This window comes from Cohnella lupini (assembly GCF_003386205.1).
Lineage (GTDB): Bacteria > Bacillota > Bacilli > Paenibacillales > Paenibacillaceae > Cohnella > Cohnella lupini.
In genome coordinates, this window is sequence record NZ_QRDY01000020.1 from 57,960 (window position 1) to 72,708 (window position 14,749).

Annotated in this window: 10 protein-coding genes and 2 pseudogenes; 1 reads left to right on the top strand and 11 read right to left on the bottom strand. The window is 52.9% G+C overall.

The annotated features are described in order from the left end of the window. Position 1: 1 nt before the first annotated feature. A complete protein-coding gene (locus DFP95_RS23185) occupies positions 2-1,999 on the bottom strand; it encodes a M1 family metallopeptidase (protein WP_115995070.1) in 1,998 nt (665 codons plus the stop codon). A gap of 131 nt (positions 2,000-2,130) precedes the next feature. Further along, positions 2,131-4,221: a HelD family protein gene (locus DFP95_RS23190; protein WP_115995071.1), complete on the bottom strand. Its 2,091-nt coding sequence runs from the start codon at positions 4,219-4,221 to the stop codon at positions 2,131-2,133. A 240-nt stretch (positions 4,222-4,461) separates the two neighbouring features. Here DFP95_RS23190 and DFP95_RS23195 point away from each other — a divergent pair, with 240 nt between their 5' ends. Beyond that, positions 4,462-4,965 carry a YwhD family protein gene (locus DFP95_RS23195; RefSeq protein WP_115995072.1) on the top strand — a complete coding sequence of 168 codons (504 nt, stop codon included), beginning with the start codon at positions 4,462-4,464 and terminating at the stop codon, positions 4,963-4,965. Between the two features lie 87 nt (positions 4,966-5,052). Here DFP95_RS23195 and DFP95_RS23200 read toward each other — a convergent pair whose 3' ends face one another. The 9 genes and pseudogenes from DFP95_RS23200 to DFP95_RS23235 all read right to left on the bottom strand — a co-directional run bounded on the left by DFP95_RS23200 (position 5,053) and on the right by DFP95_RS23235 (position 14,516). Then, a complete protein-coding gene (locus tag DFP95_RS23200) occupies positions 5,053-5,283 on the bottom strand; it encodes a carboxymuconolactone decarboxylase family protein (protein WP_181907573.1) in 231 nt (76 codons plus the stop codon). 232 nt (positions 5,284-5,515) lie between these two features. Beyond that, positions 5,516-6,664 carry an ABC transporter permease gene (locus DFP95_RS23205; protein ID WP_115995074.1) on the bottom strand — a complete coding sequence of 383 codons (1,149 nt, stop codon included), beginning with the start codon at positions 6,662-6,664 and terminating at the stop codon, positions 5,516-5,518. Between the two features lie 2 nt (positions 6,665-6,666). After that, on the bottom strand, positions 6,667-7,797 hold the full coding sequence (locus DFP95_RS23210) for an ABC transporter permease (protein WP_115995075.1): 1,131 nt from the start codon (positions 7,795-7,797) through the stop codon (positions 6,667-6,669). Positions 7,798-7,812: 15 nt separating this feature from the next. Next, on the bottom strand, positions 7,813-8,748 hold the full coding sequence (locus DFP95_RS23215) for an ABC transporter ATP-binding protein (protein ID WP_115995076.1): 936 nt from the start codon (positions 8,746-8,748) through the stop codon (positions 7,813-7,815). Between the two features lie 323 nt (positions 8,749-9,071). Next, positions 9,072-10,172, bottom strand: coding sequence for a sensor histidine kinase (locus DFP95_RS23220; RefSeq protein ID WP_115995077.1), 1,101 nt, complete (start codon positions 10,170-10,172; stop codon positions 9,072-9,074). A gap of 13 nt (positions 10,173-10,185) precedes the next feature. Next, a pseudogene (locus tag DFP95_RS29880) lies at positions 10,186-10,398 on the bottom strand (response regulator transcription factor); the annotation flags it as partial. A gap of 80 nt (positions 10,399-10,478) precedes the next feature. Continuing rightward, positions 10,479-10,890 (bottom strand): annotated as a pseudogene (locus tag DFP95_RS29885) (response regulator); the annotation flags it as partial. Positions 10,891-11,017: 127 nt separating this feature from the next. Further along, on the bottom strand, positions 11,018-13,390 hold the full coding sequence (locus tag DFP95_RS23230; RefSeq protein WP_115995079.1) for an FTR1 family iron permease: 2,373 nt from the start codon (positions 13,388-13,390) through the stop codon (positions 11,018-11,020). Continuing rightward, a complete protein-coding gene (locus DFP95_RS23235; RefSeq protein ID WP_147304211.1) occupies positions 13,383-14,516 on the bottom strand; it encodes an EfeM/EfeO family lipoprotein in 1,134 nt (377 codons plus the stop codon). Before DFP95_RS23235 ends, DFP95_RS23230 begins: the two co-directional genes overlap by 8 nt. Positions 14,517-14,749: the final 233 nt, after the last annotated feature.

Genomic DNA, 14,749 nt, shown 5'->3' on the forward strand with positions numbered 1-14,749 from the left:
CTCACCACGCCATTGTTCCGAACAGGCCTTCAATGAGCTGGGTTATTCCCGTCGCGAAGCGAGTGCGCTCTTCCTTGGGAACTTCCGATTGCAAGTAATTGTTATAACGGCGATTGTCGAGCACTACATTCAAGCTTGGATCTATTGCCGCGTATACGAGAGGAGTCGAAGACTTGAGCTGCAGCTGTACATGCGTCTGCGTGCCGTCCCACTTCTTGCGAACCGACTGCCCGTCCTCGAACATGAACCAGATGGAGACGGATTGGGGACTTCCCCCGTTGCGCCGCAGAAGCACGACGCTTTCATATTCCCCGTCCTCCGCTTTGCGAGTGTTGATGGAGTCGATAGCGAAATCCGTCATTTGTCCTTGCTGCACGTAGGCTTGGAAGAAGTCCGTCCATTTCGTTTTCGTCACGGTTTCCACGACCTTCTGGAAGTCGGAGGAGGAAGGATGCTTGAATTTATAGTTCTGAAAATAAGTTCGCAAGATCTTGCTCATCGTTTTATCGCCGACTTGACGCTCGAGTGAGGATAATACGAGCTTCCCTCGCAAATAGACATTTTCCGCGTAGCCGTCCGATGAGCTGTACCGCCATGAAGATTGATTCAGCGGCTCCGGGTGGGTTAAATAGCTGGCTTCGATCGGAATGTTGGGAAGCACGCCGTAGATACTCGACATCAGCTTATCTTCGGTGTAGGAGGTAAACCCTTCGTCGAGCCAAGCTTCCTCGAATTCGTTCGAAGCCACCAAACCGTACCAATATTGATGGGCGATCTCATGTACGAGCGTGCGCTCCAGCTCATATCCGGGATTGTCGTCCCGGGCCGAAGCGGCGGTGACGAGCGTCGGGTACTCCATCCCGCCCGCGCCGTTTCCGTCGGCAGGCGGTACGACGACCGAGAGGGTCGAATAAGGATATTCGCCGTACCATTCTCCAAGCTTGGCAAGGGCGGACTTCGCGGCATGCATGTAGCGGTCTTTCAAGTCCTTATGCAGGGGATCCAGATAAAGCTTGATTCGCACGCCGGGTATTCCGGGAGAAGAGAAGGAGTCCTCTACGTATTCGAAATTCGGAGATGCGGACCATGCGAAATCGTGAACGTCGTCGGCATAGAACTGGAAGCTCTTGCGTCCGCCGGAAACGACGGGAGTTCCGGTCTGGAAGCCGGTTGCGGCCACCTTGAACGAAGCGGGGACATTAATCCGGACGTTATAGATTCCGAAATCCGCGAAAAATTCGGAATTGCCGTGATACTGGTGCAGGTTCCATCCTTCGGTTGCCCGTCCTCGCATGCCCGCCGTCTCGTATACGGCAATCTTAGGGAACCATTGTCCGGCCATTACGAAATCTCCGGCTTTGCCCATTCTCGCGAATACGTCGGGCAGCTTGACCGTGAATTTCATGCGAAGTGTGACGGACGAGCCGGGCTTGACCGGATTCGGAAGACGGAAAGTGGCTAATGTCTTATCGTTCTTGTTGCCGTCGTCCGGTTGTACGTAATGAAGCCTCGGCATGAGGGTTTCTCCTTCTTCCGTCGTCATGGAGGTAAGCTCCATGTTTCCGAAGCTGCCTTGCTTCATTTTGTCTCCGCGCAGCTGGCCGTTGGATTCTTTAATGAACGTACTGCCGGGAGAGAAGGCATTCGGGTATAAGTGCAGATAGAGCTCCGAGACGGATTTGCGTCCGGGATTCTTCCAGGTGACGGTTTGCTCCCCGGTCAAGCTTCCGTTCTGGTCATCCAGGGCAACGGAAATATGGTATTCCGTTACGCGATTGCTAAGCACGACGGCTTGCGGCTTCAAGGGAATATCCGGACGCGGCTCGGTTTTCGGTTGAACCGCGGCGGGAGCGGCGGACACCGGGAGCTCGGACATTTCGGAAGAAGGCCATGCATATTGGTCCACCCAAGCCTCGGCAAACCCGAATCGAACCGAAAATACTAGTACAGCAGCGGCAGCGACGAAAAGTAACATTCGCAGCGAACGGCGCTTAGGCATACGGATAACCCTCCCGTTGACAAGCATCTACGAGATATATATGTGGGTTGTCCGCGAATTATATCTGTGAAAAGATAAACAACCTTACCCAGGCTATAATGCCGGAGTAAGGTTGTTTTTTTGGCTATCCTTCAAGAAGACAACAAACCCGTCTCCTCCCCGTAATAATAAAGCGTCAACTGGTGAAGGGCGCGAGTACAGCCGACGTATAACAGCTTGGCATCCTGTGGAGTCAGAGCATACTGCCGATCGTTCGCGTTCGCGACGAGCACCGCATCGAACTCAAGACCCTTCGCCAAGTAAACGGGGACGACCGTGATTCCGCCGCGGTAAGAAGCTTGGCCTTCGGAGATCAGGTTCGCTTCGATGCCCGCTCGAACCATCTCCTCGTGAAGGCTGGTGCACTCTTGATCCTTACGTCCGATTATCGCGATCGTCCTCATACCGCGTTCCTGATTATCGTCGATAAACGATCGGATAAACGGCACTTTCTCATCCTCGCGCTCAAGACGAACGACGTCGACGGGGTCTCCGCTCCGGAAAACCGGTTCGGCGGGAGGGAGGCCCGTGTCCGTATGGGGCAGAATCCGATTGGCGAATTCAATGATTTCGAGCGTGGAACGGTAGCTTTGCTTCAAGACGTGGTAAGAATTATGCTCCTCGTCGAACACGGCCGACAGCTCATCCCATCGCTGGACGCCCCGATAAGCATGAATGCCCTGCGCCAAGTCGCCGAGAATAGTAAACGACGGCTCGTTCATAAAGGTATTCAATAGCGCGATCTGGAAAGGGGAGACGTCCTGAGCCTCATCCACGACGACGTGATCGAACGCCAGGTTTTCCGCTCCGTTGAATACGTAGTGAATCCATACGAGGGCGGCCAAGTCTTCGGGCTGAACGAATCCCTTTTTCAGATAGGGTTGCGTCCCGGAGAGAACCTTCTTGGGAATGCTACCTTCCGCCCCGCTCGCGAAAATACTTTGGTAGAAGGAGAGGGCATCCGCCTTGGGGAGCTTGTTTACGTAAGTCCGAAGCCGCTGCTTGCCCGTCTTGCTCTTATCCTTGCGGATTTTCGGATCGCCGATGTTCGTTAACTGCATTTCCAGCCACCGGTTGATTCTTGCCGATAACCTTTCCCGTCGTGCGGCAAGCGGATAATGGCGATATTCCACCTCGAACCATTCGCGGATCATGGAACCGGGCAAGACGCGCCCCTCCCAGGCTTCGAAAGGCTGATCCGTCAGGAAGTTTTCTTCGAAATCCTTCAGCTTGCCGTCCAGCCAAGACTTGAAGGCAAGGGAGCCCTTGAAGCGGCCGGGCGTCTCATCGTCGATCGGAGGACGTGTTCCTTCGAGGGAAAACCAAACATTGCCCTCGACCGTTCCTTGCGCCATACGAACGTTGTCGTTCAACCGGTCAAGCGCCCATTCGGCGAAAGTCGTCTGCTTGACGTTGCCGACTCCGAGCTCCGGAAGCACGCCCGAGATATAATCGAGGAACATCGTGTTCGGCGCGAAAATAACCATTCGCTCCGCGCGAATCTGCTGCTGGTATTGATAGAGCAGGAACGCTAGCCGGTGCAAGGCGACGGTCGTTTTTCCCGAACCGGCAGCCCCTTGAATGATCAGCGCCTTATAACGCGGAGCGCGGATGATCAAATCCTGTTCGGCTTGGATCGTGGACACGATATCGCGCAGCCGGTTATCCTTCTTGTCGCCGAGTTTATATAGCAGGAATTCGTCGTTGAGCCCGATGTTGTCTCCGCCGCGCTCGTAGCTGTCCACGACTCTTCCTAACGTTTTGTCGCGGATGGATAGATTGCGTTTGCGATAGATTTCTCCTTGGATGGTGCCATCCGGTGCTTCGTAAGTAACGGGAGCATCGCCGCCGGTGAACGAATAGAATAAGCTTGCCACGGGGGCTCGCCAATCGATGACGTAAGGTGCGGCCGTCTCCTTGAGATCTAAGCCCCGCTTGCCGATGTATAAGGGAAGAGGAGCGGCTTTGCCGTCTTCCTGGAAGTCGAGCCGACCGAAGTAAGGGTCGTTGTCCAGCAAGTCCAGCCGTTGTCGGGTTTCTTCGCGCTTGGCTTCGAGGAGCTGCTCCACGTAATCTTGCCCGCGGTACACCGGACCGATATCGGAGCGTTGACGTTCGATTTCTTGAAAGGTTTGTTGCAGCCTTTCTTGTTCTTCAGGGTACAACGTGTTAATGGGATCCACTGTCTGGTGCCTCCTTGCTTGCTAATAAATAATAACTTCACTTATTGTGGCTTATTTTCGATAAAAACAATAGACTTATGTTTTCCGGTTTGTTATGATGTTGAGTACAGGATTGCCTAAAATAGATGGAACATACGTTCCCATCCACGAGCAAGCAGAGAAAGCGGATTAGATCTCGATTTCAAGAGGTCTAGGCTCCGGTTTTTTTCATATCTAACGGGAAAACGCAGGAGGACGATCATGGAGAACCAGGATAAGCCGGTCGAGAAGAAGAAGCTTTCGCTTAACGTAGTAAGTAACAAGGAGCATAGGGGATTCGGTGCAGGAACGATCGACTTAAGTCAAGTTTCTTGCGTTATTATCGACGAAGGCGTAGCTTATATCGATGTCGGCGCGATGCATGCGAAGAGCAAGATCGAGAAGGGTATTAAATTTTCCCCGGACAAGGCGAACGTACCTAACGGTCGTCCGGCTTGGATCGTTTGGGTAGCCGTCGACCGCAACGAGAACGGGTCTTATTATGCGGGAGCTACTTCCTGCGAAATGCTCGTCGATACGGAGGCCAGAAGGGGATGGAAGATACTTCCCGATCACGTTAACCGTCTGGATGCTTCCCTCAAGCGCAAGATCATGTTGGACAATATAGGTCCGACGGAAAAAGAAGCCCTTCGTAAGCTGCTGGTAGAACATAATCAGGAGTGGTGGGATAACTCTTCCCAAGCGCTAAAGGATATACTTTCTTAAGTCGACGTTAAATTAAAAGGGGTTGTTTCGCGAGTCCGTTCGGACTTGACGAAGCAACCCCTGTTTCATTATCGTAACTCCGAGAAGCTAAGCGCTTGAAGAAATGAGAATCTCGTCGAGAGAATCCGATACTTCCTTCAGCTTAGGCAACGCATGGATGAGCGATCTCGATGGAACGTTGGAAATATAGGCCGTCATGATCTCTTCTTTGGACGCCCCGGCCTTTACCGCGTGCGGAAGGTAGGGTTTGATAGCCGGTATGCAATCGATAGCCGCGAACTTGGAAATGTAGAGCAGCTGCTTCGTTTTAGGATCCATGGGTAAACCTGCCTTTATAATTGGGATTGTATTACGCAAAGAACTTATATGCATTTTATAAACGCGAAACGGCGATCTTAAACAAATTAGAAGGAACCGCGTTAAGAGAGGCAAGACTTGTTACTATATGCGGCTAAGCCTTACCGGGAACCGAAGCTCGGGATGGAACAAAAGAATAAAATACCCCGGAAGCATGATCTCTCGATCGGCTCCGGGGTATTTTCACGGTAATTTATACGAACAATCGAGTATCGTTATTGCGGCTGAAACGATAGATGGCGATGATAGCGAATGCGGCCGCGAAGGCGAACAGGATGGCCAGATTCAAACCGATGCTCCCGAACCCGTCGCCGCGCTGTAGCTTGTTGATCGAATCGAGCAACCAATGCTGCGGGAAGAAATTCGATATTTTCCGGACGGCGTCGGGCATGATATCCATCGGGAAGAAGCAGCCCGAGAGCAGACAAGTCGGCGTGATAATGAGGTTCGATAACCCGCCGGCCGCTTGGCTGCTTCTCGCGATGGCCACGATCATGAGAGATAGGCCGATGGAGGCCAAGGAGAACAAAAGCAGAATCGCGATCATCTGGCCATACGGGATTCCGGAATCGACGTGGAAGACGGATCTCATCAAGAACAACGTCACGATGATCTGCAAGAAAAGGACGATGAAGCTTACGAGCACGTTGGAGACGACGTATGCCCTCGCGGATACAGGCGACGATAGGATGCGGAGGAACGTGCGGTTCTCCTTCTCCTTCAGGATCAACTCCGACATATTGATAGCCGAGAAAAGCATGAAAGTAATCAGAAAGCCGATCGACTGATAGGTCATATCCTTCATTTTCGAAGTATCTTTAACCGTTTCTGCGGTAATCTTGTAGCTTTGCTTGGCGTATTCGGCGTAGAGGCTGTCGAAGGCGGCCGGATCGCCTTCGGTTTCCTTGCCGATTGCCGTTACGTTGCCGAGGTACCCCTCAAGCATCGCCTTGACGTAAGCCGTTACTTGAGCGCCTTTGACGGAGACGAGATCGAGGGCCGCCGGTTGGCCGTTTCTTAAGCTGTCCGCGAATCCTTCAGCAAACACGAGGCCGCTATCCAGCTTGCCGGCTGCGATATCGGCACGAAGAGCGCTATCGTCGGTTAACGTGACTTCTACTTGATTTAACCCTTCGACGAATCGGATCGCGTCTTGCGTAATCGCCTGATTACCGTCGCCGTTCACGATTCCGACGCGGAGCGCCATTCCGCTTGAGTTGCTATAGAGCACCATGGAAAGCAATACTCCGACAAGCGGTAATCCGAAATAGACTATCCACCTTTTTTCCTTAAGAAACGTATTGATGATGGACTTGCGGGCAAGCCATAGAATCGTCTGCATGTTTATAACGCCTCCCGTTTGCGCATGATTAAGGCTGCCGTGATAAGGAATGCGGCCGCAATCCCTAAGTTAACGCCGATCGTCGGCCATGCGGCCATTAAGTCGTCGGCGTAAATGATTTTCGTTAACGCCGTATTCGCCCAATGAAGCGGCGAGATATACGGTAATATCTGAGTGATCCATGCGCCTCCGCGTTGGTCGACGGGAAAGTATGCCCCTCCGACGAACGACGCGATCTGCGTGAAGATCATGATGAACGATCGCGCCGAATCTCCTTTGAGCAAGTAGCTAAGGCCAAGGCCCAAGCTTATGGAGAAGATAACCTGCGTTGCGAGGACGAGGAATACCATTCCGTAATGGTCACCCCAATTGGCGCCGTATACGAATAGACTGAAAAGAACGACGGCTATGATGCAGAGGAAATTAATGATCGTGCTTCCCAGAACTTTACCCGCGAAGAGCGATCCCTTGCTAACGGGGGAGGCCATCAAGCGGATAGCGGTTTTGCGAGTTCTCTCGCTGCGAAATAGGAAGCTTCCCGGTAAAGCGGAGTAGAGAGCGATCATCGTCGTCATCGATATGGCGTAATAGTCCATCGAGCCTGCTTGTTTATTCGGATCCAGGGAGGTTTCCCGGACGATATGGGATCCGCCGTTCGCGTTCGCCAGGATAGCCTCGGCTTTCGAAGGATCTTGCTTGAACGCGGCCGCGGCTAGATTGTACTGATTCGCAAAAGCGGTGAGCATGCCTTGAATAATATTGCTCTCGATCGCGTGTTTGCTGCTGCCGTACACCTGTATGCCATCATCGCCAAGCTCGACGTATGCGGTGTAACGGTCTTCGCGGATTTCCTCCTGGCCGTTGGTGCCGTCCGCGGCGGGGACGATCTGTATCCCTTCGTGTTCTATGGCCTGGGAGAATCCTTGCCAGTGTTGTATGAGCTGAGGATTGCTTGCCTTGTTGGAATACAATAATTGCATATCGCCGATTTGGGCGGTGCTAGAGAACGCGTTCGTTAGCGCCGTGCCGAGAATGAGCATGAGCAATATCGGAAAAGCAAGCATGAAGATAAACGTTTGCGTCGACCGGAGACTCGATTTAATCTCTTTGATCATGATGTTCCATACGTTCATGGCGAATGTTCCTCCTTAATCGCGGAGATTCCGGCCGGTTAAGGTCAGGAATACCGTCTCCAGATTCGGCGCTTGCTCTTCGACGGAACGGATCTCGGCTTGGTCCTTAATCAACTGCTGAATGATTCGGTTAAGATTGTTGACTTCGCCTTTCGAAGTGATCTTGATCGTATTTTCGTCCAGCCGTACGGAGGTCACGCCTTGGATTTGTTTTAACGGCTCGATGTCCTGGGAGCCCGCCGATTTAATGCCGATCCAGATATCCTTCGTATCGGTAATGATAGCCTTGAGCTGCTCTTTCGTACCCTCGGCGATGATCTTGCCGTGGTCGACGATGGCGATTCGGGTGCAAAGCTCTTCGACTTCCTCCATGTAATGGCTCGTGTAAATAATCGTACATCCCATCTCGTTCAGCTTTCTCACCGAGTTCAAAATATAATTCCGCGATTGGGGATCGATTCCGACGGTCGGTTCGTCCATGATGATGAGCTTCGGTCGGTGGGCGATGGCGCAAGCGATATTCAGCCGGCGTTTCATTCCGCCCGAGAAGTTTTTCGGAAAGCTCTTATGCTTATCGGCGAGGCCGACGAATTCCAGCGCTTCCGCCGTGCGTTCCTTCAGCAACGCTCCTCTGATTCCATAGAGTCCGGCGAAGAAGCTGACATTCTCGTAAGCCGTCATATTCTCGTAGATGGATAAGTCCTGCGGCACGATGCCGATGTTCATTTTGGCGAAATGGCTATCCGATACGATATTGCGGCCGAGAATGAGAATTTCTCCTTTGCTCACCCGCAGCAGGGAAGAGATCATGTTGATCGTCGTGCTCTTGCCCGCGCCGTTCGCTCCCAGGAACCCGAAGATTTCTCCTTCGCGAACGTTAAGCGACATGTTATCTACGGCAACGAAATCTCCGAATTTCTTGGTCAGGTTGCGAATCTCGAGTACGTTCATGTTTATCGCTCCATCTCATAATGTTATTTTTCAAAAAGTCCGGTTTTCAGCACCGAGAAGGTTGAAAGAAGCTAGGGAATGAGGATCGGAGCGTAGGCAAACCTACGTGAGAACCGGAAGTCCCGGCTGAATTCAAGATTCGATGTCGAATTGACTTCCTGCTAAACTTCGTGATCAAAATCGGATTTTTTGAATTACCTCTCAAGAGGTTATGTATGTATTGTAAAGAAATAGGATGCCCTTATGTCAGTGCATAAGTTCATCCTATCGGCATGAGAATCTTCCTGTTTCCTTCATAGGCTTAGCGTGAACATTTACCCTGCCTAGCAAGGCAATAGCGTCGTCACGCTGAAACCCTTCGTTCCGTCCGCGATAACCGTGCCGCCCACCGTTGCCGCCCTCTCCTCCATCCCGACGATACCGAGCCCCTTGACCACTTTGTCCGCTCCTATGCCGTTATCCGAAACCACCGACTTAATGAATTTGTTCAACACCTTGATCTCGATATGGATTCCGCTCGCTTTACCGTATTTCAACGAGTTCGTGATCGACTCGATCGCGTTCTCTTGAATGATTTTCCAGTGAATAGGGGTAATGCTTTCAAGGTCTCCGTCATGCGCGAGAGTCGCGTCCACGGAATGCTTGGCGGATAGCTCGTCCACGATTAAACGGAGACGATGGATGCCAAGCTCCTCGGAACGGGGTTTCGCGTCCTTCAAGGTGAAGCGGATTCTCTCGAGTCCTTCCTTGGAGATGGAGATGGCGTTGCCGATGAGTTCCGAAGACTTGTCGGGATCGATGGCGAGCAGACGCTTGGAGGCTTCCATCTGTATAAGCGCGCCTGCCATCGCATGGCCGATATCATCGTGAATTTGCTGGGAAATGCGATTGCGCTCCTCCAGCTTGATCGTATATTCGGACTGTCTCATATATTCCTTATTTTCGCTTAGCGAACGATTTAACCTCTGTAAATCCTCCCGCATACTTTCGGCCTCGGCTTCCCATTTCGCGGATTTTTCGATCGCAATCCGGACGTTTGCCAGCAGCAATAGGCTAAGAAACGCCGCTAATAAGTAAGCAGGCAGAAAGGAGGTGGGGATGAAGGGTATCGTGGCGAGCATCAGCAATGGAGTATATATTTTCTTCCAGCCGCTAAGCCAAGCGACCTCATATAAATTGACGGGGAGAAGCAGTACGAATAACGGGTCTAATAGAAGCGCGCATCCGATAACGAAAGCAGCCGAGAGGATGGACAAGAGCTGTTTGGGTCCTGTTTTTTTGAAAATAGGAATGGAGATATTCAGGATAAGGTAGAAGAGGGAAACGAGTATGTACCAAGCATCGGCCGAGGGCGCAAGAAAGAACGTGATCGCGATCACGTAGGCAAGAACGGCCGTCTTGTTGCTGATAATCCAGAAATCCATGGGAAGAGCGCTCCTATCCGTCCGATGTTCTCGTTTCGCCGGTCAAGTAGTAAATCGCGATTTGCGTCCGGTGCTCCAACCCCGTTTTGTTCAGGACGGATGTAATGTAATTTGCGATCGTTCCTTCGGAAATGAACAGTTTCTTCGAAATATCCTTATTGGACAATCCGTTGGCGATTTGCGCCATGACGTCGAGCTCGCGCTCCGTGAATAAGCCGCGGTCGATGGAAGGATGGGAATTAGCGAAGTTCGGCGCCGCGGGAGCCTGAGGGCTTGTCGAAGGATTCGCATTCGCGCTATCGGCAAGAAGGCTGGACCTGATTTTGTCCAAGATGACGTCTTGCAGAACCTGATGGTTATTATGCACGCTTTTGATGGCATCGCGAATGCGTTCGGGATCGTTGTTCTTAAGCAAGTATCCGCGCGCGCCGGCTTTAATGGCATCGAGTACGAATTCGTCATCGTCGAATGTCGTCAAGATCAGCGGTTTTGCCGTGGTTTCCGCCGTCAGGATACGGGTCGCTTCCACGCCGTTCATGTTCGGCATTCTCATGTCCAGCAGCACGACGTCCACTTCGTTGCGACGACAGAACTCCACGGCTTCCGCGCCGTCCTCCACCGTTCCGACGACTTCGAAATCGTTAAAGGTAGTCAATATGATTTTCATGCCTTCCCGAATGAAGGAATTATCGTCGGCGATCAGCACTCTAATTTTCAACGTTGCGCAGCCTCCCCTATTAACGGATGTTTCCAACGTCATCTTACCTTATTTCGGAATAGCGGAAAAGGATAGGTTGAAAAAGACCTCAACGGGCGCCCGCTGAGGTCTTTTGCTTTGAATCAAATTAAGCCGTTTGAGGATCGGCGGCAGCCGGAGCGTTTTTCTCCTTGCGTTTGCTCTTGGTTAGAGCTTTAGCTAGGAAATAGCTTCCGAGTACGAAAACGAAAGATGCGATTTGCAGAACCAAGCCTTCCCAGGTCGCATATAATCCGAACCAAAGGCTAGCCCAGTAGGGGAACTCGAAAGCTCGGATCGCGTGAAGCGGCAACCAGCCGACCACTTGGAATACGTGAACGGTCATCCCTACCATGGTTACCAATACGCTGCTGATCATAACGCCGGTGATGATTAGCATTTTCTTGTAAGGCAGCTTAACTTGGACGAGGAAGAGTAGCAAACCTACAGCGATAACGCCGACCATCCCCAATCCGATTCCGCCCATGACGACCCCGGAGCCCGCGTCGAGTACCATGGCTTGCAGGAAGAGCACCGTTTCGAAGCCTTCCCGGTAAATGCTCGTGAATCCGAGGATAACCATGCCGATCATCTGGCCGACGTCGCCTCTGGCGATCTCGCCTTTTTTCTTTTGAAAGCTCTGCAGCCATCCGCTCCAGTACGTTTTGTGGAAAAACCAGTTGGTGATCAGGAGAAGAACGGCAACCGCGATGAGCGACACGATCGCTTCGAGATGCTCGCCGAATCTGGCTAGCGAGCTTAATAGTCCTCTGGCCAGCAACCAAGTGATGGCAGTGGCGCCAAGAGCGGCAAGCGCTCCCCACCAGAGAGGCTTACGCAAGTGCGCATAGGCTCCGCGTTGTAAGCCGGCCATGAGAGCCGCCAGAATAAGCACGGCCTCCAAGCCTTCGCGAAAAACGATCGTAGCCGTGTTGACGGATACGGCCGTCGCGGAGGAGTTGCTTCCGCCGATCGCGTCTTGGGCTTTGCCGAGCTGAATCTCGAGCTCCTTGCGTTCGGCTTTGATATCGGCCTTGGACGCGTGCTGCGAGATAAGCTTCGCCAAGCCGGGATTCTCGTGGTAGCCGTTCCAGAACAACCCTTCGATAATTGGCTTGAAGTTCGGGGCGAATGCCACGATTCTCGGTTCTGGACCCGTCTCCATGACTGCATAGGCCTCTAATCGAGCCGATTCCGCCATGTCGTATTGTCCGGAAGCGATCGCGCTCTCGACTTGATCGAGCAAGGAGATAACGGTATCGAAATCGCCGGCGATGCTTCTCTTCGTCCACTCGGCCGGAATCATGCCGGAGAAGAGCTCGTGGAAGCGTTCCGTTTTCTCGTCCACGATTTTCGGAGAAGCGACTTTGGTTTGGGCCGTCGCATCGGATAAAACGACCTTCAGCTCTTTCAGCAACGTCTCCAACTCGGTAGTCTTGGAAGCGTCGAAGGCTTCTAGATCGCCTTGCAGCTCGTCGAAGGCGTTAACGGCCCCGGTATGGAAGGAAGTCGCTTCGATGACTTCGAAGTCCTTGATGACTTTTCCGCCGCCAACGGCGCGGCCGTATTCGACCGAAATCAATCCGATGAAGCGCGAGATCTGCCCCGCTCGGCGTTTCTTCTCGTCCAGCGTCAACGGCGCGGCGCGGAAGCCGCGAAGATCGTGCTGGAGAGCGTCGATCTCCGCCGCCGCGGATTTGCCTTCGATCGCGGCGGCTCGTAAGGCGGCGAACCGATCGCTGATTCTTGCCAGCTCCGCGTCACCTTTCTGGGAGCGGTAAGCTTCGGAGATGATCGCGAAATAGCTCTCCGCGGCGGATGCATGCTCCGCCCTACGGATAGCGAAATCCTTGGACTCCGCATCGGCTAAGTCCTGAAGAGACTTGGACATTCTCGCCTGATACGTATCGAGCAGGTCCGTGGACAATCTGGCCCTGGCATCATCGCTGGTCGTCTTGCCGGCAATGAATTCCTCGACGGCGAGCGTGCCGTCCGTGTTCGGGCGGGAGAATCTCGTCGTTTGCCTGAACTCGCGGAGGCGGAGCCATTCCTTCGCTTTCGCTCCGTTGCCGTCCGCAAGCGCTTTGTCGGTCACGGCATAGCTTCCGGCCAGCAGGCCGATGGACAGTTGCGACTTTGATGCGGCCATCTCTCGTTCGTTGCCGGATTGCAATGCTTGCACCGCTTGCTGCAGTGCCGACTCGATTCGCTCGTTAACCATCGGGTTAGCTTGCTCTATTTCGTTTTTTAAGTAGGATCGGTATTGTTCCGCGGCCGTGCTTAAGCTTGATTGAGCAGAGGTCAAGCTTTCGGTGTCTCCCGCGGATTGCAAAGTTTGGGATTGCGCGACGGCATTCTGCATCGTTCTTGCGGCCGTGGCGGGATCCTCCGCGGAAAAGGCAGAAGCAGGCGAGCTCCACAATGGAAGCAAGCCTGCAATCAAGGTCAGCATATAGAGCTTTCGTAGTCCGTTCTTAAGCATCGATCTCAATCCCCATCGTCGCGGCAACCTGCGTAATTTGTCCCGCTATGGCCGTCGCTTTATTTTGAGCATCCGCGCCGAAAGAGTCCGCCTGCTCCGGTTTGAATTTCGTGCCGGATTTCTCTTGCTCATACAGTCCGGATACGAAGCTGACCAAGTCGGTAAGCTCCGCTTCGGTTTGCTCTGCTTGCGCGGAATCCGTTGCGGCGATCGTAGGCTTCATCTCCGCGTAAACGATCTGCAAGCCGGACAGGATATCCGCGATATCCTGAAGGCGGGATACGGCAACGAATTGCTGGCTCGTCGATTGATCTCCGCTAACGAAGCGGGTTTCTTTCCAAGCTTGGAAGTATTCCTCCATCGTCGGTACCATAACGACCAGCGCCGTGAGCGCGTCTTCCGGAGTAGCTTTCCAAGCTTGAGCATCCGACAGCAGGGAAGATGACATTTCCACGAAGCTATCGGTGAAGCCTTTGAATACGTTGGCATCCGGCAGAACTTCGCCGAAATCGACGGCGCCGTTTCCGTCCAAGTCGGGCTTCACGGTCTGAGCCGCCCAATCCGGGTTCGTGCCCCACAGCGTAAGCTCCTCGAGGTAGAAGAAGTTGCCCGGCTTCTCCAGCGTCTTGCCGTCCGGAAGCTTAACGTCGAAGCTGACGACGTCCTCGGCGCCATCGCCGGCTGGGTTACCGGCATCGATGTCTACGTCGTAATGGGACAGATCGCTTACTCCGGCAACGATTCCTTCCATCGTCTCATACGAAGAATTCGCGGTAAGGAAAATATTCTTGGCGTGCAAGACGAGCTCGCTTACTTTCGTTTGTTCTTTGCTCCACAGCGCCGCGTAGTCGAAGTCGGACTCTTTGGCTAGTTCATAGTATTCATTAGCCGTCTTCTGCAGATCGGAAGTGCTGGTATGCAGCGCGGTCGCTTTATCTACCAAGTAGGTATTTACCTTGCTTAGGTCGGGCGATTGACCGCTCGCTTGAGCGGAAGCCGCGGGGCTCTCCGACGCATTGTTTCCGTTGGAGTTGGACGAGCATCCTCCCACCACGAGAGCGGCGGTAAGGGCGATTGGCGTTAGCCACTTTTTCGAGCGTGAGACTGAAGTAATTGCTGACATCATGATTCCTCCTGATAAGTTATGTTTCTATGTATTCGTGCATGTTTCGGAAAGGGGAGGGGTGATAACCGACCGTTGATAATTGTTCTCATCAACGCGTCTTGACAAGTGTAAATGATAATCATTATCACAACTGTTGTCAATGAAAATCTATGGCTCGTCGCGGTTGGCTGGCATGTGTTTGCTGGCCATCGCGCATCGTCACACTTCGCTTGGGGAGATGGAGGTGAGAAGGG

Excerpts from the sequence above, each read along its gene's own strand:
- DFP95_RS23185 (WP_115995070.1), bottom strand. The coding sequence starts at position 1,999 with ATGCCTAAGCGCCGTTCGCTGCGAATGTTACTTTTCGTCGCTGCCGCT.
- DFP95_RS23195 (WP_115995072.1), top strand. The coding sequence starts at position 4,462 with ATGGAGAACCAGGATAAGCCGGTCGAGAAGAAGAAGCTTTCGCTTAAC.
- DFP95_RS23200 (WP_181907573.1), bottom strand. The coding sequence starts at position 5,283 with ATGGATCCTAAAACGAAGCAGCTGCTCTACATTTCCAAGTTCGCGGCT.
- DFP95_RS23205 (WP_115995074.1), bottom strand. The coding sequence starts at position 6,664 with ATGCAGACGATTCTATGGCTTGCCCGCAAGTCCATCATCAATACGTTT.
- DFP95_RS23210 (WP_115995075.1), bottom strand. The coding sequence starts at position 7,797 with ATGAACGTATGGAACATCATGATCAAAGAGATTAAATCGAGTCTCCGG.
- DFP95_RS23215 (WP_115995076.1), bottom strand. The coding sequence starts at position 8,748 with ATGAACGTACTCGAGATTCGCAACCTGACCAAGAAATTCGGAGATTTC.
- DFP95_RS23220 (WP_115995077.1), bottom strand. The coding sequence starts at position 10,172 with ATGGATTTCTGGATTATCAGCAACAAGACGGCCGTTCTTGCCTACGTG.
- DFP95_RS23230 (WP_115995079.1), bottom strand. The coding sequence starts at position 13,390 with ATGCTTAAGAACGGACTACGAAAGCTCTATATGCTGACCTTGATTGCA.
- DFP95_RS23235 (WP_147304211.1), bottom strand. The coding sequence starts at position 14,516 with ATGATGTCAGCAATTACTTCAGTCTCACGCTCGAAAAAGTGGCTAACG.